A 19,981-nucleotide genomic window follows, 5' to 3' on the forward strand; every position below is an offset into this window, starting at 1 on the left:
TGGAGGGGCGTTTTTGTGCCGTAACGCTGGGTTTTGAGGGGCAACGGATCAGCTCGGGCCGCGAGGCTGGGTGTTATATATGTGTTAAATAATGTGTTACGCCCCAAACAAATGCAACTATCTTTCTGAAATAACAGTGATTTTTGGAGTAAGTGGTGTGTAAAAGCACGAAGAATAGTGGGTGATAACACGAAAGAAGGTGTGTAAAAGCACGAATCTCTTGACCTCGGTGGGTGAAAGCACGAATGTTGGCAGATGGTGGGTGATAACACGAATTCACGATCTCCGCTTTTGCCGGATCGGATGCAGCAGGCGGACTTCTTTGTCTGCGACATCTTTGATGCTGCGCCCAAGGGCGACATGGCATCCATGGAGCATCCGATTTTCTCGATTTCAACAAAGCCTGACAGGCATATTCGCCGTTACGAAAGCGGGCCAAATTTCGTTGAGATCACCCCTTCGATGAAGGGCCTGGCTACGGTCCATGATCGGGACGTGCTGATCTATTGCATCAGTCAGTGCATTGCAGCGTTGAATGAGGAGCGGGAGGTCAGCCCGACCATTCGCTTTCGAGCTTACGACCTGCTGAAGGCCACAAACCGTGGAACGGACGGACGGGGCTATGAACAGCTCAGGGCCGCACTGGAACGTCTGCAAGGCACGATGATTACCACCAATCTGATTACCGGGGGCAAAGAAGAGTTTGATGGTTTCGGGCTAATCGACCGGTTCAGGATCGTCCGGGAGACACGCGACGGGCGGATGCAGGAAGTGGAGATAAGGCTTTCGGACTGGGTATTCAATGCCATCAGGCATCGTGAGGTTCTGACCCTGCACCGCGACTACTTCCGCCTGCGCAAGCCGTTGGAGCGGCGCATCTACGAGCTTGCTCGCAAGCACTGTGGCGCGAAGAAGGAATGGAAAATAGGGCTGGCTAAACTGCAAGCCAAGTGCGGCTCCAGCTCCACCGAAAAAGAATTTCGCCGCCTTGTCACGAATATAGTGCGGCAGGACAGGCAACATACCCATATGCCCGACTATGCCGTCCGGCTGGAAGACGACATGGTGGTATTCACCAACCGGCGCAGCGATCAAACTGTGACCGCCGCCCCTGCCCTGTCGCATGTCCGGCTCGACCCGGAAGCCTACCACGATGCTCGGCAGGTAGCGCCTGGGTGGGACGTGTATGTTCTCGAACAGGAATGGCGGGAATGGATGACGGAACCGCCTCGCAATCCCAACGCCGCCTTCATCGGGTTCTGCAAGAAGGTTTTCGAGAGACGCAGCAGGCCCTAATCGGAACCGCCTCGCTTCTCTGACAGCAGCAACTCAAGGCCTTGCCAAAGCGTGATGTTGCGCTCCTGGCAGAAAGCCCGAAACTCATCGACGACACGCTTAGGACCAGGGATCGAAACCTTGTCCTGAGCTTCTTTGCGCTTTGGACCCGGCTTTAGCCTCGTGGAACCTTCCCGGCTGACAAACCCCAGAGATTTCCCGGCCTCAACGGCTTTCTCGACCGAATCCGGTTCAACTTTGAGCCGCGCTTTGGAAGCCTTCGAAGGCTGAGGAAGCTCGATACCTCCGCCAAAGCCATACTTACTCATGCTGCCCTCTCTTTAGTGAGGGTGTGAATTACGGCCTGGGCATAGTCTCGGGCGTTCTCGATGGCCCCCGCGACCTGTTTCATTGCCTTGTCGGTGGCGGATGCTGGCTTCCCTTCGTGTTCTTTCGCAACGATGCCCGGCAATTCCGCCAGCAACACTCCGTCACGGAAGATGCGGGTGTAGGGCGCGCGTTTTGCAATGCGGATCGGCAATGTCGGGATGTTGTTTATTTCCATCTCTTGTCTCACGTCGCGCTCGTCCGTCGTCTGAAATGCTGCGTTTGTTCGCGTAAAGAGCAGCGAATACCCTATCGGTGAGCGGATCATGTTGGATGTGGTCTGCACTAACCGAACGGCCGCTGCAGCCTGTCGGGCCTCCATGGGTGAGCCATCGAGCGGAATGACGCAAAGGTCCGTCCGGGAAAGTGCGAAGGTGACAACCTGATCTTTCGACCCTTCGAGGTCGATGATCAGGTAATCCGCTTCGTCGGCAAGCTGATCAATCAGCTCCACCGTGTCCTCGGCCTGCGGACGTGCATGAACTGAGAAAGGCACATCGCGACCTTCCGCCTGCCGGCCTTCAGACCACGCAAGAATGTTGGCGTTCGGATCAAGATCGAGAATGGATACCCGGCCACCCGAAAGGGCGATCTGTTCAGCCAGAAGGATGGCGGATGTCGTTTTCCCCGACCCGCCTTTCGGGTTTGCAAAGGTGATTACGTACATAGTCGCATCAAAGATAACATTAATGATAAAGTCAATATTAATAATAACCACAACTCTCGAGTTAGTTATAACGCTAACTTTAGAGCTGATTTTGTTATCTCGTTAGCGGTAGGCCAGTGCTTGCGAAATGTGCAATCATTTGCTACATAGCCTGATGAACAGCAAGCACCGCAAGATTCTGGAAATTGTCTTCACCGACCCCGTGTCTGGCACTGTCGAATGGTTGGCAATCGAACGCCTGCTTGTCGCTGCCGGTGCGCAGGTGATCGAGGGGCGCGGTTCGCGGGTCAGGTTCGAGAAGGATGGTGAGGTCGAGACGTTCCACCGTCCGCACCCAGCCAAAGAGGCCAAACGCTACCAGGTACGCGCTGCCCGCGCGTTTCTGGAACGGATCGGAGTAAGACCATGACGAATACCATGACCTATAAGGGTTACTCGGCCCGCATCGAGTATGACGACGAAGATGGCATCTTCACCGGGCGTCTTGCCGGTATCCGTGATGGTGTCGGCTTCCATGCAGATACGGTCGAAGCCCTCCGGGATGCCTTCCATGAAGCCGTGGAAGACTACATCGAAACCTGCGCGAAGAGCGGCAAGGAACCTCAGAAGGCTTTCTCCGGTCAAGTGATGTTCCGCGTAGATCCTGAAGTGCATCGCAAGGCGGCGCTGGCGGCCGAGCTGTCGGGCAAAAGTCTCAATCAATGGGCACAAGAAGTTCTGGAGCGCGCAGCAGGGTAGGGGGGCCAAGCTTATCGGCCCTGGTTCACCCTGCGAGCTGATACCCGCGCTTCTGCTTGGCCCGATAAAGTGCATCCATCGCCTCTGCCGCACGACCCGCTTCTTCGAACAGCTCGATCCGGTGCCGTCCCTGGGTGCCGATCCGGCCCCATTCGCGCAAGAGCGACACGCCGCCGAACAGGTCCGGCATGAGACGCAGCCGGTAGAAGCGATACATATTGGCCTCGGGGTCTACGCGCTCGATGCGAATGTCCTCGGGAAACATCTCAAGCTGTTGCATCGGATGCCTCCCGCATGAGGCGGCTGACTGTCGAACGGTGAACCCCAAAGAGGCGCGCCGCCTCTGCCTCCGTCCGCTTGCCGGATCGTACCATGTCGCGGATTTCCCGGCGCTGGTCGTCGGAAAGCTTGGGCTTTCGCCCTGGGTGGCGTCCTTTCTTTCGGGCGCGCTCCAGACCGGCACGGGTGCGCTCCCGGATCATCTCACGCTCGAACTCGGCAAACACGCCCACCATCTGCATCATCATCCGCCCGGCGGGGGTGGTCGTGTCGATGGCTTCAGTCAGGGACCGGAATCCGGCACCGGCCGCGTCGATCTTCTCCATGATGGACAGAAGGTCTTTCAGGGAGCGTGACAGCCGGTCGAGCTTCCAGACAACGACCACATCGCCCTGGCGGAGCTGGTCGAGCATTCGGTGCAGCTCCGGTCGATCCCACCGGCCGCCGGACGCGCGCTCCTCGAACACACGCCCGCAACCAGCGGCCCGCAACGCATCGAGCTGCGCGGCCGTCGCCTGGTCGTCTGTCGAAACCCTCGCGTAGCCTAACTGCATGCCAACAGTGTTGCGCTTTCTTGTTGCTAAATAAAGCCAATTCACAACATATTTTTGCAACAGTTCGAGGTAGGGCAGAGGGCGCTACTTTTCACCGTAAAAACCCGTGAGTTTTTTGGGATTGCACGCTGACAGCGGCGCGCTGCATGTCGGCGGGGCAAGGGTGTGTTGCGAAATGGGAGGTTTTTGCGACGCTCCTGCCCTGAAAGGCCGCAGATGATTTTTGGATATGCCCGTGTCTCGACCCGTAGCCAGAGCCTCGATGCGCAGCAGGATGCGCTGTGGGCCAGCGACGCGGAACGGATCTTCGCCGATCAGGCCAGCGGTACGGGCGTGGTGCGGCCTGAGCTTGAACGGCTTATTGATCAGCTGCGGCCGGGCGATATCGTCATGGTGACGAAATATGACCGGCTGGCGCGCTCGCTCAAGGAGCTGCTGGAGCTGGTCGAACGGATCCGTGCCGCCGGGGCGGATTTCCGCAGCCTGGCTGAAGAGATCGACACATCCAGCCCGGCCGGGCGGCTGGTCTTTCATGTCTTCGGCTCGATTGCCGAGTTCGAGCGTGCGCGGATTGCCGAACGCACCCGAGAGGGGCTGGAGGCGGCACGGCGGCGGGGACGGATCGGTGGGCGGCCCCCTGCCCTGACGCCCGAACAGCGCGCCGAGGTGCGCCGGATGCGCGATCAGGAAAACCGCCCGGTTGCCGAGATCGCCCGGCTGTTCCGAGTCAGCACCCATACGGTCCGGCGGGCCTGATGATAGGATGCTATATTCCTAGGATTATAGGAATATAGCATCATAGATCTCTGCAGTTCTAGAGATCTAGCAATGTAGGATTATATTTTTCCGTATTTTTCTTCCAGTAATTCAAGGGCTTCCTCAATGAGATCGGGCACCTTGCGGCGGGTGCGGATGGCGAGGATTTCATAACCATCGGCGGTACGGCGGGTGATGCGCTTGTTGAACTGGACCTTTTCGCCCTCGGCCTGATGGTCGAATTTCGCTGGTGTGCCGCCCGGGCTTACGGCGGGTTTTGCGGCATCCGGCGCTTCGTCACGGATTTCGGCGCGGCGGCGGGGCGGCTGGGCGAGTGTCAGACCTCTGGACATCACGCGGCCTCCTGGCTGGCTTGCAGGCGGTTCATGATCGCCTGCGCGACCTCCATCGCCTTTTCCTGCACCTTTGGAAACGGCACCTCCGAGGCTGCCCGCCCTTCGGCATGGCCCTGACGGATCGAGGCGAGCTCCGGGAAGACCGGGTCCAGCACATTCATCCGTGCCTTGGTCAGATAGCTGCGCGCGGCCCGGTCCTCGGCCTCTGACCCCTTAGCGCGGCAGAAGCAGAAATGGATCCGGCCGGGCGGCACCCCGGCCTCTTCCAGCTCAAAGGCGGCCTCTATCTGCGGCTCCATATCGTCGAGGCTGTAGCCTGTAGGCATCAGCACCAGATCGCTGTTACGCGCCATCACCCGGCCGCCCTGTTCGGCATGGGCCGGGCCGTCGAGGATCATCAGATCGAAATGCTGTGCGTCACCGATGGCGCGTTCAACGGTGCGGTATTTCTCGACCGCGATTTCGGGCGAGATGCCGCTCTGGTCGCGGCGGGCTTTCCATTTGGTCGATGTGCCTTGTGCCGGATCGAGATCGGCGATCTTCACCGCCCAACCGGCCCGTGCGACCTCGACGGCGATCAGCCGGGCCAGCGCGCTTTTGCCGACACCGCCCTTTTGCGAGATAAGCGAGATGATCATGTTCCTGCCCCTCTGCCCCTGTTTTTATTGGGTTCAGAATAGGGGAAATGCAGGATTCACGCAAACTAGGAATATATGTTTCTAGAATTGCAGGGTCCTATGATCCTAGGAATATAGGATGAGTGTGTATGTGCGGGGTGCCCCCTGCACAATGAAAAAGGGCGGGGAAATCCCCGCCCTTTCTGTTGGTTTGGCTCGAAAGATCGATCAGAGGTCGCTGCTGACTTCGACGCTGCCACCACCGACGGCTTCCAGACCCTGGTAGCTTGCGGTGATGTCGACCCAGTTCGGGGCCTGACCGTCGTCAAACACGATATTGCCAGCACCGAAGCTGAGGTAATCCTCCTCGGTGTAGAAATCGATCTGGATGGTGCCGCCACCTTCAAGGCCAAGGCGTTCAGTGTAGATGATGACGCTGCCCATCTTGTAGCAACCGCCGTCGTCGTCAAAGAAGATGGCTTTTTCGTCGTCGGTTTCCATGCCGAGAGGATCGTCGCTCATCGCATCCTGGAATTCGCCTTCATAGGAAGCGCCTTGCAGGTAGATGACGTCTTCGCCTTCTTCCCACTCGCCATTGCCGCCTTCGGACCATTCGCCGGTGTTGAAACCATAGATGGTGTCATCGCCATGTTCGCCAACAAAGCCGAACACGTCGGTGTCGTTGTCAAGCGGGAAGTCTTCGTCGATGTTGACGTTCATCATGACGTCATCACCTTCACCGCCCCAGACGGTATCGGCACCCTGACGATCGAAGATCAGGTCGTCACCTTCACCGCCGAACAGCAGATCGTCGCCACCCTGGGAGTTGTTGTTCACCCATTCGGTTGCGTCGTTCAGATAGTCGATCAGGTTATGCGGCCAGTTGTCATTACCCGGTGCACCTTCGTCGTAGTATTCACTGTCCGAATGAACATGCTTGTCCTCACCATGGTCCGGGTTCGGGCCGATGACGTTGTTTTCAACACCGTCTTCATCGCCATTGTCGTCGTTGTACAGATCCGGATACCAGGTCGTGGCGTCGACGCAGCTCGGGAGTTGGTAGGCGTACGGAGTTTCGTCGCCGTCGATGACGTCGTCGCCGGTGCCGCCCATGATGGTGTCGTTTTCATCGCCACCCAGCAGGACGTCTTCGCCCGAGGCGCCATAGATCAGGTCGTCGCCACGGTTGCCGACCACCAGGTCGTCGCCGGTGCCGCCGCCCATTTCATCATCGCCCCAGCCGCCGAACATCATGTCGTAGCCGGAACCACCCCACATGGTGTCGTTGCCGCTGTCCGACTGACGGAAGGAGTTCAGGTAGTTGTCGTCAACGCCACGATGGGTGCCCAGACCCAGCAGGGCCAGCGGGCTGGTGAACGCACTGTAATGGGTCCAGTCAGCCGAATAGGGGTCGAAGCTGCGAACGCCGGTATCGCCGAACATCAGGTCGTTGCCGGTGCCGCCACCCATCAGGTCGTCGCCAGCGCCGCCATCCATCAGGTCGCCGCCGCCGCCGCCATAAGCGGTGTCGTTGCCGTCGCCGCCGACGACGACATCCAGATCGGTGTCATCGGTGCCGGCATAGATCAGGTCATTGCCCATGTTGCCGAACAGGAAGTCGGCACCGTCATGACCGACGATGGTGTCGTTGCCGCCCAGACCGTCGATAATGTCGGCCGAATACTGGCCGCCTTCAAGACGCTCGCCCAGATGGCTGGAGTTGGTGATTACATTGATTGCCATTTTAAGTCCTCACTAGTGATTGGACGCAGTGCCGCGAGCACTGCAGTACGCGCTGTACGGGGGCACAGTAGTGGATAAATTTTGACCCGGCAATGTTCGTTAATTTCCCTCGGGTGGGGTGGAAATAATGTTGCCATTTAACAACATGTACTTTTCCATGTGCTTCTCGGCAGCGCAGTGAGGCTGGTCAATTATGGGGCTTCTGATATATTGGCAATAATATCAATATCTTAAAACAAATCAGACATATGATTTTGCGGCTGGAATGGCCGGTATAAAGCCGGTCAATCATAATCATGTCAGGGAAATCCAGGCCTGTTATCATGGCGTTATTCGTCACGGTATTGAATTGAGAAAATATAAATCGAATTCGTGACAGGATGATTCGGATTGACTTGTCCTTCAAACGTTCAGGCATTATGTGCCGGGGCACTGAACGCGATCCTGAAACTTACCAGGTCATTGAAAACAATGAACATAATACGAAAGAAATCCGAAATTCAGGCAAGGCGGGAACTGAGCCGATTCTTTGCCATGCGTTCGGGGCCGATGCTGGTTATCCTGCTTCTGTCGATTTTCTCGAACCTGCTGGCGTTGACCGGCCCGCTTTACATGATGCAGGTTTATGACCGTGTGCTGGGCTCGCGCTCGGTTGAAACGCTGATCGCGCTGACGCTGATCATGCTGTTTCTTTACGCGATGATGGGGCTGTTCGATATCTGCCGCTCCTACATCATGACGCGGATCGCGGCGCAGTTTCAGACCTCCTTCGACCGCCGTGTGTTCCGGGCCACGCTGAACAAGACCAAGCTGGTCGGGCCGGATTCCTATTACGATGCGGCGCGCGCGCCTTCGGATATCGAGAATGTGCAGCGGCTGATTTCCTCGCCTGCCTTTCTGGCGCTGTTCGACCTGCCCTGGACCCCGATCTTTATCTTCGGGATTTTCATGTTCCATCCCTGGCTGGGCTATCTCAGCGCCGGGGGGGCTCTGGTTCTGATCCTGGTGACGCTGCTGAACCAGGCCATTGCGCGCAATACGCTGGTGGAAAGCCTGAAGGCGCAGCGCAAGGCGCAGATGAAGATGGACAATGTTGTCGAGAATGCCGATCTGGTGCGCGGCCTCGGCATGGGATCGAACATCTTTTCGCGCTGGCTCTCGGACCGGGGCACGGCGCTGAGCGAACAGATCCGCAGTTCGAGCGTGACGCAGATCTTCTCGACCGTATCGAAAGTGCTGCGCATGGCGCTGCAATCCATGATCCTCGGCCTCGGTGCCTATCTGGTCTTGCGCCAGGAAGCTACACCCGGGGTGATGATCGCTGCCTCGATTATCACCACGCGGGCGCTGGCCCCGGTCGATCAGATCATTGGGCAATGGCCGGCCGTGCAGACCGGCTTGGTCAGCTGGAAGAATATCCGGGAGTTGCTGGCTCAGGTTCCCGAAGCCGCGCCGCGCACCGCTTTGCCGCGTCCGAAAGGCGATGTTGAGGTATCCGGGCTGGCGGTCCGGCCGCCGGGGGCGGATGCGGTGTCGCTTCAGGGGATCAGCTTCAAGCTGCCGGCCGGGCGGACATTGGGCATTATCGGGCCGTCCGGTGCGGGCAAGAGCACGCTGGTCCATGCGCTGGCCGGGATCTGGCCGGCCATTGGCGGGCAGATCCGGCTTGGCGGTGCGACTATCGATCAGTATGACCCCGACATCTTCGGCTCGCTGATCGGCTATCTGCCGCAGAATGTCGAACTGTTCGACGGCACGATCGGCGAAAACATCGCCCGCATGGCCGAGAACCCGAATGATGCCGATATTATCGCGGCGGCCAAGGCGGCGGCGGCCCATGAAATGATCATCAAGCTGCCCAAGGGCTATGACACCCCTCTGGGCGCAGATCAGGCCCAGCTTTCGGGCGGGCAGATCCAGCGGATCGGACTGGCCCGGGCGCTTTATGGCGACCCTGTAGTGCTGCTGCTGGATGAGCCCAACAGCAATCTCGACCAGACCGGCACCGCGGCGCTGAACCACGCCGTTCGTGGCGTCAAGGCGCGTGGCGGCAGTGTGATCGTCGTTGCTCACCGCCCAAGCGCCATTCGCGAAGCCGAGCTGCTGCTTTACATCGAAAACGGTCGTCCGGTTGCCTTCGGCAAGAGCGAAGAGGTGCTGCGCCGCTTCGTGTCGAACCATGAAAGCATTGCCCGCGATATCAAGGCCGCCCCCTCTGCGACCCCTGCGGCCCCAGCTGCGCCCGCCACATCTGTCGTCCAGACGGCCACGGCGACGATTACGCCCGCCACGAAAACGAGGAGCTAACCCATGTCGCGCCTGTCGGATTACGAAGGGGGCCGCCGCTGGAAATTGCGGGGGGTCATCATGTTCTCGGCGCTGGCCATGGCGATGTTTGTCGGCGGTTTCGGGGCCTGGGCCGCGTTTGCGAACCTGTCGGGCGCGGTCATCGCCTCGGGTCAGATCGAGGTCGAGCGCAACCGCCAGGTCGTGCAGCATCCCGATGGCGGGGTGGTGGAAACCATCTATGCCCGGGAAGGCGATGTTGTCGAACAGGGCGATATCCTGATCCAGCTGGAAACCAGAAAATATCTGCGTGACCTGTCCATCGTCGAAAGCCAGCTTTTCGAATTGCAGGCCAAGCGTGGCCGGCTTGAGGCCGAGCGTGACGACAGCGATGAGATCAGCTTCGATCCGGACCTGCTTGAAATCGCCAATGAGCGGCAGGGCGTCGCCTCGGTCGTCGATGGCCAGAGCAAGCTGTTCGCAGCCCGCAGGGATACGCAGGCCCAGCAGAACGACCAGCTCAGCAAGCGGATCGAGCAGTCGCAGAGCACGATCGAGGGGATCGATGCCCAGCAGGAGGCGCTGCGCACCCAGCTTGATCTGGTTGAAAACGAACTGGACAGCCAGCAGCAGCTTCTGGAAAAGAACCTCGTGCGCAGTTCGACCATGAGCCAGCTGCAGCGTCAGCAGGCCTCTCTGGCCGGTCAGCTGGGCGAGCTTCAGGCCGAGCGGGCGCGTGTTGAGGGTCAGATCACCGAAATCGGCGTCCAGCTGCTGAGCATGGAAAGCAGCCGCCGGGAAGAGGCCATTGCCGAGCTGCGTCAGGACTACCCGACAGAGACCGGGCTGATCGAACAACGCGCCAATCTGCTGGAACGGATCGAGGAATCCAGCATCACAGCTCCGGTTGCGGGCGTGGTCTATAACAGCAGCGTTTTTGCCGAGCGTGCCGTCATCACCCCGGCCGAGCCGATCATGTATATCGTGCCCCAGGACCGGCCCCTGCGCGTCACTGCGCGCCTCTCAACGATCAGTATCGACCAGACCTATATCGACCAGGGCGTCACCTTGCGGTTTCCCGCCTTCAACTCCCGCACCACGCCGGAGATGACCGGTCATATTACGCGGATTTCAGCCGATAGCTTCACCGATGACCGGACCGGCGCCTCCTATTATATCCTGGAAGCCGAGATTGATGAGAATCAGCCATTCGAATCAGATCAGGCTCTGGTACTTGTTCCCGGCATGCCGGTTGAAGTCTTCATCCGGACCGATGATCGTAGTCCTATCAGTTACTTGGTCAAACCGATGTCGGATTTCTTCTCCCGTGCGCTGCGCGAATGAGCGGGCGGAAAACCGGATAAACGGATGTGCAGGGGCGGGTGAGGCTCAGCCCCTGCCCCTGCGTTCATACCACTTCTTGCAGAAGCCGATAAAGGCCGCATCTGCATTCTGTGGTGCTTCAACGATCCAATCGCGCCATTCCTGCTCCAATTGGTAGACATCCCAGCCCGGAGCGACCTCGCGTGCGCGGTCATGAGTCCCGGGCTTCAGTGCCGGAACCTGGGTCTCGGCTGTGGCTACCGGGGCCATGGAGCAGCGGCGGGTGAAGCCGACAATATCGCCCTCTTCCTCATAGGTGACATGGTAATCGGGCAGGTGGTCATGCTCCACCAATTGCCGGATCATCTGGCGGAAGCGTTTCGGCGGGCTTTGCGAGCCGGTCTTGAGCAAGAGCTTCGCCAGCGAGATCCGCCAGTTTTTCTGATGGCCGCAATGCTTACGGGCGATTTCATAGACCCGGCGTTCCAGCGGCTTGCGCAGCCGGAAGTAATCCCGGTGCAGGGTCAGCACTTCTTCGTTGCGAATGGCGTTGAAAACCCAGTCCGACAGCTTGATCTCGCACCACAGAAGCCGCCCGTCCAGCCCATGCTTGCGCCGGATCGAAGACGCGTCGATCAGGCCGAACCCATCAAGCTGTTCCTCGTCGCCGGTGACGATATTGGTGCGGATCCGCGTCCCCTCCAGCCGGTCGAGCGCATCGAGCAGGGCCTGATATTCGCGTCCGCTGGTGCCGCGATTGGCAAAGATCAGAAGCTCATGCGGGTTCAGCCGTATCCGCGGTGAAACGGTCTCTCCGCGCTTCAGCTTCGACATGATCTGGCTGATCGCGTAGATCAGGATATCCTTGTCATAGATCGTGGCCAGCCCCTTCACGCTTGGTGTGACCTCAAGCCAGTGCTCGCCATTGCGATAGCGCTTCACCCGCGTCTCGGGTTTTTTCGACAGTGAATAGAATGGGTGTTCGAGATGCTGCATGACATCCTTGAGCACCGCATCGGACACATCGCAGATGAACAGATCATGCTGCGGATGCCGTTCGGGCAGTAAGGCAGGCAGGGCGGATGAATTCGTGTTTTCAGTGTCCATATCCGCCACATTCGTGTTTTTAGTTACCAACGTCAAGATTCGTGTTTTTAGTTACCAAGATTCGTGTTTTTAGTTACCAAGATTCGTGTTTTTAGTTACCGGCCCATCTAATAACATATTGATTCAAAATGGAAAAACACGGTTAATTTAGGCCGTAACACTATTATAACACTATTTAACACTAGGGAGAGAGGGCATCAGCCTGTGGATAACTCCGTTCTGAACCGTTTTTACAAAAGAACAACAACTCAGGAACGGGACCTGAAAACTGATCAGCTATGAAGAAAGACATCTGGTCCCGTTTGGGAATAATCCCATCGCCCGGTCAGTGTTTCAACCGGACCTCCATGGCCGAGGCGATACGCTGAGGATCGAAATCCAGCCCGATCATTTCATAGGGCGGACGCAGAAGTTCGATATTGCGGATATAGTCATCGTAATGAACATGGCAGCTGATTTCCTGGTGCCGGTGCATCCAGCTCATCAGCAGATCCTCAGCCTGACGCAGCTGCGTAAAGACATCAGCCCGATCATAATTCTGCCACCAGCCGGAATTGGCCACGCCTTCATGACTGCGGGTGTTGATGATAAATCTGGCACCGGGAAAGAAGCGCTTGAGAAACGCCATCCGCATCTCGAACCAGTCGGGCTCATTGCTCCAGCGGATCTCCTTGAAGCCCGATATGCGGGTGCCTTCGGGCGGGCACAGGACCTCCTGAGTGAACAGGTCAGCCAGACCTTGGCCAAATCGTGGACCATCGGTCAGATGCATCCCGTACCAGGGGTTGCCGTCATGAGGTACGGTCTTGCTCTTGCGAAGCTTCTGCATCTCGATATCTTCATCGAAAATAGCCCAGGCCTTGGCCAGATGCAGCAGAACATCCTTGTTCTCGCCGCGAATACAGACCCCGTCCGAGCTGTTGAGGATCTTCTGCAAAAGCGTTGAACCCGAACGGCCATAGGACACAATGAAAACGAAACGCATGGGCTCTGCGCCAGCCGTTATATCCTTCATGAAACGCTCGTCAGCCCGGGAAATGCCATCACCTCTTGCGGGGTGGAGATATCGTGCACCTCAAGCCCGTAAGCATTTGCGGCATGGCCGACAAACGCATCCTCCAGCCCAACGCTCGGCATGCTGAAAAATCCCATCATTGACAGATACATATACGAACAGGCCTCCAGCCCTTTGCGGTTCAGGGCATAGCCATAGCCCCCTGCCGCATATCTGTCAGGCAGGGGAAACTGGTAGCCGCGTCTTTCAATCGTCCTGTCGAAGCATTTGCCAAGATGCCAGCCATGCCATTGCGCCTTGTGCATATGGCTGCCGACAACCCGGCCTGTATAGGCGAAATCACCCGCCTCGATCCGGGAAATCCGGTCCATGAACACTGACCGGCCCAGAAGATGCAGATTGTCATCGAGCTTCATCACTAGCCGTGGTGCGGTCAGCAGGTCCATCAGCATCAGCGCATAGAAAACCTTGCGATGCAGCGCCTCGTAGCTGTCCGGGGCCGGGACATGCAGCATGCCATCCTTGTAGGAAAACCGCAGCGGTGCCTTGTGTTCGACATCGTGATTGGGCTGGCCGACCACCAGGATATGGTGAAATTCGTCATCATCGCCAAAGGAGGCCTGTGAGGCCAGTGCCCGGTCGATCCGGGGGGCGCAGGTGACATGCAGCATCACGATCTTGCCCTTGCAGTCCCGGGCCAGCGCCTCTGCCTCATCGCTGAATTCAAGCTTCAGAAGATCGCCGAGGAACCCCCGGAAGCGGTCATTGCGCGGAAACAGTGAAAACGCATCACGCAGCGCGCCAAAATCATCCAGCAATTCACGCGCGGAAAGCCCCCTGCCGCGCAATCGGTGGAGATGGTCGATCTGTGCTTTCGGGCCATTCAGGCAGTATTCGATATTGTGAAATACCGGTCGCGTCGGGCGCAAGCTGCGCGGCACCCGGGCGATATACTGGGAAATCTCGGCTGCAAGCTCCTGATACTGGATCTCTGCCCCATCCAGCAGATCGTCGAGCAGTGGCGTGACCGGATCGGGCGCATCCGGGGCGATGCCGGCCAGCATGTCACGTACCGTCTCGCAGACAAAGAGATCCAAATTGGAGACCTCGATCAGGACATCGCGGGGGGATCGGGCGAGATCTTCCCAGAATGCTTCGATCTCACCGCTATCGAGCTGGCGGTATTGTTCGCGCCAGGTGATCCCGATTCCCTGCGGCAGGGTCTGGTTGCGGCCATAAGCGGCCCCGCCCAGGGCAATCTTGGCGCGGTATCCGCCCAGGTCGCGATAGGGGTAATGCAGGATGATCAGATCGTCGCCGGCGTCATATGCCTCGCCCATGATCCCTTCGACGGTGTGATTGCCCTGCGCGACCCGGATACCGGTTGCGGCGCGGTGCATGCATTTCGTGGGCAGGGGTGCGCCCAGGGGATTGGTGCTGTTGCGTTCGAACACCGTGGTCAGACGGGGATGGGCGGTCGCTTCCAATGCCGGGCCGTCATGGCTTTCCGGAGCGGCGTTGTGGCGGGTGACATTGATGCGGGTGACGCTGTCGGGCAGGGTTTTCAGGAATTGCTTCAGAGATCCGGATTTTGGTAGCCAGAATTCATCGGCGTCATTGTTAATGATCCAGCCATTGCGGGTCAGCCCTGCGGCCTGACGGGCCATATCCGTGACCCAGACCCCCTGATCGTAATTGTCATTCTTCTGCCGAATGATCCGGATCGGGATTTCCGCCGACAGCCGGTCGAGGATTTGTGGCGTTTCATCGGTGGAAAGATTGTCCATGACGATGAACCGGTCGACCCCGATAGCATGATGGAAGCGGATATTATCTTCAATGATGTCCGCTTCGTTCCGGACCAGAAGCGTCATGATGATTTCGGCCTGTCCGGTGCCGTTTCCGGCCAGTTCCGAGTCAGTTGCAGGGGCAGTCAGGATTGTCATGTCGCGTTTCTGTCTGGTGAGATGTGGATGCCTGTCAGTTTGGAGAGAGCGGCCATTCTGCTGTGGGCCGTTAAGACTGTAATGAAATTTCCATCGTCCTGACATCGCTCCATTTAACCAACACCGGCCTTCCATATCTGGAATTAATAGAATGTTTACCTTTTGCAGACCAGTAGGCGGGCGTTTCAGATGACGCAATGGGTGTCAACCGGATGCCTGAAACGGCGGCCCTGTTTTTATATCAGATAGGGCAATAATTAAAAATAAATGATTAATTACAATTGTTTATGCATTAATTTCCAGTTTGTGACCGGGCGGATCATGGACGGGGCCAGGCGGCTGTGGTCATCTGTCACTGAATTCAAACTGCCGGGCGGACACCATGTCTGCACCTGTCGGCCGCTTCAGGAGAGTGACCATGAATCCGTGTTATGCTTTCAGGGCCCTGTGCTGCGCAGCCGCCGGTTTCTGGGCCGCGCCTCTTGCTGCCCAGGGCCTGCAGCTCCCGGTTGACTGCCAGCTCGGTGAGGATTGCTTCGTCCAGCAGTTTCCAGACATGGATCCGGGTGAGGGAACGCGCGATCCGTTTTGCGGCCTTGCCAGCTATGACGGTCATGGCGGCACCGATATCCGGTTGCGGTCACTTGCCGATCTGGACCGCGATGTCGCGGTGATTGCTTCTGCCGATGGCAGGGTGGCTAATATCCGCGATGGCGAGCCAGACCGGCTGATCACTGATGCTGCCACCCGTGAGGCGGTGCGAGGCAAGGAATGCGGCAATGCCGTCTTGCTGGATCATGAGAACGGGCTGCAGACGATCTATTGCCACATGAAACAGGGCAGTGTCGGCGTGCGGCCCGGCGATACGGTGCGCGCCGGTGATCGGCTTGGATCGGTGGGGGCATCGGGGCTGGCGCAGTTTCCGCATGTACAGCTTTCCGTCCGACGCGGCGGTGCGGAAATCGACCCTCTGACCGGGCGGGAGCTTGCTCAGGGCTGCGACGCATCCCGGGATGTCTCAGGCTCTCTGTTTGCTGACGATATCCGGACGCCCCTGAGCAATAACGACGTGCAGATCCTGGATTTCGGCCTCAGCGGTGAGCCGCTTGATTATCCCAGGCTGGTCATTGACGGGGCACCCGATATCCCCGACGCATCCAGCAGGGGGCTGGTTGGCTGGGTCTGGGTCATCAATTTCAAGCCCGGCGACACGATCCGGATCCGGATTACCGGCCCTGACGGGTCCGTCCTGTCAGAGAGCCAGAGCGCGCCGGAGGCGCGCCACAAGGCCGCCTACAGCTACTACATGGGCAAGCAGGGCACACCGGCGCCCGGCGACTACAGGGTCGATGTCGCGATTGTCCGGGGTGGTGATGAACTTCTGTCCGGGAGCAAGACGGTCAGCGTTTCCGGATAAGCGATTGAACGAACCCGCTGACGCGGGAGGGGCGTAGCTATTGGTGGGAATGGCCTCCTGATGGGAAGGTTTGGTTGCTGAGACCAACCTTTATCAGGAGACCATCCCATGGCTGATGCCACGACTGCGGTAAGTCCGCTGCGCCGCCGTATGATCGACGACATGACGCTTCGCAACCTGTCGCCTGCCACGCAACGATCCTATCTTCACGCCGTTAAGAAGTTCAGCCGGTATTTTGACTGTTCGCCAGATCGACTGGGGCTGGAGGATGTTCGCGCCTTTCAGGTCTACCTTGTATCTCAGGGTATTTCCTGGCCAGCTTTGAACCAGACGGTCTGTGCCTTGCGCTTCTTCTACGGCGTGACGCTGAACCGGGCAGAAATCCCCGAACGGATCGCCTATGCGCGCACGCCACGCAAATTGCCAACGATCTTGAGTGCCGACGAGGTCGTGCGTTTTCTTGAGGCGGTGCCGTCGCTGAAGGCACGCGCGGCACTGACAACGGCCTATGCCGCGGGCCTGCGTGCCTCCGAGGTAGTCAGTTTGAAGGTCAGGGATATCGACAGCGATCGCATGCTGATCCAGGTTCGCCATGGCAAAGGCGCCAAGGACCGGACCGTCATGCTCTCACCGCAGCTTCTCGGCATTTTGCGGACTTACTGGCGCCTGGCGCATCCGAAGGACTGGTTGTTTCCGGGGCGCGGCGACAAGCCGATCGACGTGCAGGTGCTGCATTCCGCCTGCCGGTCCGCGACCAAGGCGGCGGGACTGACCAAGAAGGTCAGCGTCCACACCTTGCGGCACAGCTTCGCCACCCATCTTCTCGAGAACGGTGTCGACATCCGGGTGATCCAGGTGCTGCTCGGACACGCGAACCTGTCGACCACTGCGCGCTACACGCAGGTTGCCACAACAACGATCGCGAAGACGCAAAGCCCGTTCGATCGCCTCAGCCTGGAGGTGGTGCCGCCCGGCTGAGGCGCGCGCCATGCGCCCGGCCGTGGAGGTGGCGGATATTTTCTGTCGCTATGGCGAGGCGTGGCGGCAGGCCCATGACGGTCATCTGGGCCGTGTCGAACGCCGGGTGATGAGTGCGATCGAACTGTGCAGGACAGCTGCGCTTGGCGGCCATGTCGAGGGCTGCCGGACCTGCCGCACGGTGCGTGTCGCCTATAATTCCTGCCGCAACCGGCACTGCCCCAAGTGTCAGGGGGCGGCGGCGCGTGACTGGCTGGAGGCCCGGGCGGGTGATTTGTTGCCGGTGCCCTATTTCCATGTGGTCTTCACGCTACCCGAAGAGATTGCAGTCATTGCCTTCCAGAACAAGAAGGTCGTCTACGGTATTCTGTTCCGGGCGGCCGCCGAGACCCTGCGCATCATCGCTGCTGACCCCAGGCATCTCGGCGCCGGGATCGGTCTCACTGCGGTACTGCACAGCTGGGGCCAGACCCTCAACTACCATCCCCATCTCCATTGCACCGTTCCGGGCGGGGGCCCATCGCCGGACGGCAGCCGCTGGGTTGCCTGCCGTCCCAATTTCTTTCTGCCGGTCCGGGTGTTGTCGCGCCTGTTCAGACGGCTGTTTCTGGAAGCATTGCGCGCCGCCTTCGAGGTTGGGCAGTTGCAGTTCTTCGGCGAGATTGAAGAATTGGCCGACCCGCCAGCCTTTGCCCGGATGCTGACTTCGGCAAGCCGCCGCGACTGGGTCGTTTATGCCAAACCACCCTTCGGCGGACCAGAGCAGGTGCTGGCCTATCTCAGCCGCTATACGCACCGCGTCGCCATCGCCAACTCCCGTCTGGTCAGCATGGCGGATGGCAAGGTGACGTTCCGTTGGCGCGACTATCGGCATGGCCGCCGCTCGAGACAGATGACCCTCGACGCCGGTGAGTTCATCCGACGCTTTCTTCTTCATACCGTGCCGGATGGCGTTCACCGCATCCGCCATTACGGATTCCTCGCGAACGGCCAGCGCGCCGACCGTCTCGCGGCCTGCAGGGTGATGCTGTCTGCTCAGGTTCCAGAAGCAGAGGGTCGCGCCGAACCCATGGCGAAGGTAGCGCCCACTCCGCGTCCATGCCCCTGCTGCGGTCGCCCGATGGTCACGATCGCTGTCTGGTATCACGGCCAGGCGCCACCCGGCGGGCCATTCTGGAACGACAGCTCATGAACGTCTATGGCAGATTACTGGTACATGATCGCAAATCGGCTCCGACGAGGACCGGCCATGTGCTCTGCGGGTTGGTGCCGCGATCATGGTGGCTCCGACCGTTCCACGAGGCAATCAAGCGCCAGACCGGACTGCTGCACCGATCCCCTGAGGCCGAGACCGACCCCGGCGGCCGCCCAGCCGGCACCATCAATCTGCATATCCACCCTCGCGCCCTACACCCAGGGCCCGCGCCAGAACCACAATCCCCATAGCACCATACACCCCGCGGCTTCGTTCAATCCGGCTTCAATGAGGTCCCCCGGCACCCGTGCGGCAGCATCGGCGTTGCGCCCGTGAACCTCACAGAACCCTCCAGATTCAGGATGATGCCGCATCTTCCGGGCTGGTTTACCGGGCAGAAACGGTGGTTTTTGGCGCGGTGGGTCTTTGCCTGGGTTTTGCTGGATCCTTGAAGCTCAAAACCCCCTGTCAGAAGCGGCGGGGTTGTGAGACGTTTGCGACACTGCTCCTCCAGATAGGCGTTGAACGAAGCCCAACTCACAAACCGCGGGACCGGGACCATGAAGTTGCGGCGGGAATAGCCGACCAATCCTTCCGCGTTGCCCTTGTCGTTCCCCTTGCCGGGGCGGCCATAGCGGTCTCGGAACAGGTAGTGGGACAGGAACCCGCTGAAGAGCGTGGCCCGCTGACGTGTGCCGTCCGCCAGGATCTTCGCAACAAGACAGCGATCGTTGTCGTAGAGGACCGATACCGGAACCCTGCCGAAGAAGGCGAAGGCGTGGACGTGGCCGTCTACCCAGGCTTCCGCTGTCGCCGCGGGATAGGCGCGCACGAAGCAGGCATCACTGTGCGGCAAGTCCATAACGAAGAAGTGCGCCTTCTGCTCGACGCCGCCGATGACGACCACAGCCTCGCCGAAGTCGGCCTGGGCATGTCCTGGCGGATGGGCCAGCGGCACGAACATCTCTCGGCCGCGCCGCTCGCGCTCCCGCATGTAGTCCTTGATGATCGTATAGCCGCCGGTGAAGCCATGCTCATCGCGAAGCCGCTCGAATACCCGCTTCGCCGTGTGCCGTTGCTTTCGATGGACCTCGCGATCCCCCTCCAGCCAGCCATCGATGATCTCGGTGAACCCATCCAGCTTCGGCCGCTTCACCGGCGCCGTCCGCCGGTATCCAGGCGGAACCGAGAACGCCAACATCTTCCGAACGCTGTCGCGGGAAACCCCAAACTGACGCGCAGCCTCGCGCTGGCTCATGCCTTCTGAACAAGCCAGGCGAACCTTCCGATACAAATCCACGGTGAAAATCCTCCCGCCCTCCCTGTCGCCAGAAAGGGTAAA

Annotated in this window: 20 protein-coding genes and 1 pseudogene; 10 read left to right on the top strand and 11 right to left on the bottom strand. The window is 59.2% G+C overall.

Features of this window, described 5'->3' with window-relative positions:
• Window positions 1-303 precede the first annotated feature (303 nt).
• Window positions 304-1,296: a plasmid replication initiator TrfA gene (gene trfA / locus PAF12_RS18460; protein ID WP_368045184.1), complete on the top strand. Its 993-nt coding sequence runs from the start codon at window positions 304-306 to the stop codon at window positions 1,294-1,296.
• On the opposite strand, the gene PAF12_RS18465 is transcribed toward trfA, so the two are convergent.
• Together PAF12_RS18465 and PAF12_RS18470 are read right to left on the bottom strand one after the other, a co-directional pair.
• Window positions 1,293-1,604 (bottom strand): hypothetical protein, encoded by a 312-nt coding sequence (locus PAF12_RS18465; RefSeq protein WP_271109979.1) that lies wholly within the window; start codon window positions 1,602-1,604, stop codon window positions 1,293-1,295. The two genes, trfA and PAF12_RS18465, sit on opposite strands and share 4 nt — an antisense overlap.
• A complete protein-coding gene (locus tag PAF12_RS18470) occupies window positions 1,601-2,329 on the bottom strand; it encodes a ParA family protein (RefSeq protein WP_271109980.1) in 729 nt (242 codons plus the stop codon). Before PAF12_RS18470 ends, PAF12_RS18465 begins: the two co-directional genes overlap by 4 nt.
• Window positions 2,330-2,483: 154 nt before the next feature.
• On the opposite strand from PAF12_RS18470, the gene PAF12_RS18475 reads away from it, so the two are divergent.
• Both PAF12_RS18475 and PAF12_RS18480 read left to right on the top strand, forming a co-directional pair.
• The gene (locus tag PAF12_RS18475) at window positions 2,484-2,738 is read left to right on the top strand and encodes a type II toxin-antitoxin system HicA family toxin (RefSeq protein ID WP_271109981.1); all 255 of its coding nucleotides are present in this window, start codon (window positions 2,484-2,486) and stop codon (window positions 2,736-2,738) included.
• Window positions 2,735-3,067: a type II toxin-antitoxin system HicB family antitoxin gene (locus tag PAF12_RS18480; RefSeq protein ID WP_271109982.1), complete on the top strand. Its 333-nt coding sequence runs from the start codon at window positions 2,735-2,737 to the stop codon at window positions 3,065-3,067. The genes PAF12_RS18475 and PAF12_RS18480 overlap by 4 nt, the downstream gene beginning before the upstream one ends.
• Before the next feature lie 25 nt (window positions 3,068-3,092).
• Here PAF12_RS18480 and PAF12_RS18485 read toward each other — a convergent pair whose 3' ends face one another.
• Both PAF12_RS18485 and PAF12_RS18490 read right to left on the bottom strand, forming a co-directional pair.
• The gene (locus tag PAF12_RS18485; protein ID WP_271109983.1) at window positions 3,093-3,347 is read right to left on the bottom strand and encodes a WGR domain-containing protein; all 255 of its coding nucleotides are present in this window, start codon (window positions 3,345-3,347) and stop codon (window positions 3,093-3,095) included.
• Window positions 3,334-3,900 (bottom strand): recombinase family protein, encoded by a 567-nt coding sequence (locus tag PAF12_RS18490; protein WP_271109984.1) that lies wholly within the window; start codon window positions 3,898-3,900, stop codon window positions 3,334-3,336. Before PAF12_RS18490 ends, PAF12_RS18485 begins: the two co-directional genes overlap by 14 nt.
• A gap of 216 nt (window positions 3,901-4,116) precedes the next feature.
• Here PAF12_RS18490 and PAF12_RS18495 point away from each other — a divergent pair, with 216 nt between their 5' ends.
• On the top strand, window positions 4,117-4,656 hold the full coding sequence (locus PAF12_RS18495; protein ID WP_271109985.1) for a recombinase family protein: 540 nt from the start codon (window positions 4,117-4,119) through the stop codon (window positions 4,654-4,656).
• Between the two features lie 80 nt (window positions 4,657-4,736).
• Here the strand turns inward: PAF12_RS18495 and PAF12_RS18500 are convergent, their stop codons facing one another.
• The 3 genes from PAF12_RS18500 to PAF12_RS18510 form a co-directional block, all read right to left on the bottom strand.
• Window positions 4,737-5,009: a hypothetical protein gene (locus PAF12_RS18500; RefSeq protein WP_271109986.1), complete on the bottom strand. Its 273-nt coding sequence runs from the start codon at window positions 5,007-5,009 to the stop codon at window positions 4,737-4,739.
• Entirely contained in the window at window positions 5,009-5,650 is a 642-nt protein-coding gene (locus PAF12_RS18505; protein WP_271109987.1) for a ParA family protein, read from the bottom strand. The genes PAF12_RS18500 and PAF12_RS18505 overlap by 1 nt, the downstream gene beginning before the upstream one ends.
• Before the next feature lie 207 nt (window positions 5,651-5,857).
• The gene (locus tag PAF12_RS18510; protein WP_271109988.1) at window positions 5,858-7,372 is read right to left on the bottom strand and encodes a calcium-binding protein; all 1,515 of its coding nucleotides are present in this window, start codon (window positions 7,370-7,372) and stop codon (window positions 5,858-5,860) included.
• Window positions 7,373-7,752: 380 nt separating this feature from the next.
• Here PAF12_RS18510 and PAF12_RS18515 point away from each other — a divergent pair, with 380 nt between their 5' ends.
• Genes PAF12_RS18515 through PAF12_RS18525 form a run of 3 tightly spaced genes read left to right on the top strand, consistent with a single transcriptional unit; the run spans window position 7,753 to window position 11,002 of the window.
• On the top strand, window positions 7,753-8,001 hold the full coding sequence (locus PAF12_RS18515) for a hypothetical protein (RefSeq protein WP_271109989.1): 249 nt from the start codon (window positions 7,753-7,755) through the stop codon (window positions 7,999-8,001).
• A complete protein-coding gene (locus tag PAF12_RS18520; protein WP_271109990.1) occupies window positions 7,922-9,679 on the top strand; it encodes a type I secretion system permease/ATPase in 1,758 nt (585 codons plus the stop codon). Before PAF12_RS18515 ends, PAF12_RS18520 begins: the two co-directional genes overlap by 80 nt.
• 3 nt (window positions 9,680-9,682) lie before the next feature.
• The gene (locus tag PAF12_RS18525) at window positions 9,683-11,002 is read left to right on the top strand and encodes an HlyD family type I secretion periplasmic adaptor subunit (protein WP_271109991.1); all 1,320 of its coding nucleotides are present in this window, start codon (window positions 9,683-9,685) and stop codon (window positions 11,000-11,002) included.
• 45 nt (window positions 11,003-11,047) lie between these two features.
• Here the strand turns inward: PAF12_RS18525 and PAF12_RS18530 are convergent, their stop codons facing one another.
• From PAF12_RS18530 to PAF12_RS18540, 3 genes are all read right to left on the bottom strand, one after another.
• Window positions 11,048-12,088, bottom strand: a complete 1,041-nt coding sequence (locus PAF12_RS18530; RefSeq protein WP_271109992.1) for a replication initiator protein A — start codon at window positions 12,086-12,088, stop codon at window positions 11,048-11,050.
• Window positions 12,089-12,413: 325 nt separating this feature from the next.
• Complete coding sequence (locus PAF12_RS18535; RefSeq protein WP_271109993.1) at window positions 12,414-13,073, bottom strand: sulfotransferase; 660 nt, start codon at window positions 13,071-13,073, stop codon at window positions 12,414-12,416.
• Window positions 13,074-13,099: 26 nt separating this feature from the next.
• On the bottom strand, window positions 13,100-15,049 hold the full coding sequence (locus tag PAF12_RS18540; RefSeq protein ID WP_271109994.1) for a glycosyltransferase family 2 protein: 1,950 nt from the start codon (window positions 15,047-15,049) through the stop codon (window positions 13,100-13,102).
• Window positions 15,050-15,605: 556 nt separating this feature from the next.
• Between PAF12_RS18540 and PAF12_RS18545 the strand changes: the two genes are divergently transcribed.
• From PAF12_RS18545 to PAF12_RS18555, 3 genes are all read left to right on the top strand, one after another.
• A complete protein-coding gene (locus tag PAF12_RS18545; protein WP_271109966.1) occupies window positions 15,606-16,466 on the top strand; it encodes a M23 family metallopeptidase in 861 nt (286 codons plus the stop codon).
• 108 nt (window positions 16,467-16,574) lie between these two features.
• Window positions 16,575-17,444 (top strand): tyrosine-type recombinase/integrase, encoded by an 870-nt coding sequence (locus PAF12_RS18550; RefSeq protein WP_271109967.1) that lies wholly within the window; start codon window positions 16,575-16,577, stop codon window positions 17,442-17,444.
• Window positions 17,445-17,454: 10 nt separating this feature from the next.
• Window positions 17,455-18,636, top strand: coding sequence for an IS91 family transposase (locus tag PAF12_RS18555; protein WP_271109968.1), 1,182 nt, complete (start codon window positions 17,455-17,457; stop codon window positions 18,634-18,636).
• Window positions 18,637-19,129: 493 nt separating this feature from the next.
• Here the strand turns inward: PAF12_RS18555 and istA are convergent.
• Window positions 19,130-19,948 (bottom strand): annotated as a pseudogene (gene istA, locus PAF12_RS18560) (IS21 family transposase); the annotation flags it as partial.
• Window positions 19,949-19,981 lie beyond the last annotated feature (33 nt).

Source organism: Paracoccus sp. SCSIO 75233, assembly GCF_027912675.1.
GTDB lineage: Bacteria > Pseudomonadota > Alphaproteobacteria > Rhodobacterales > Rhodobacteraceae > Paracoccus.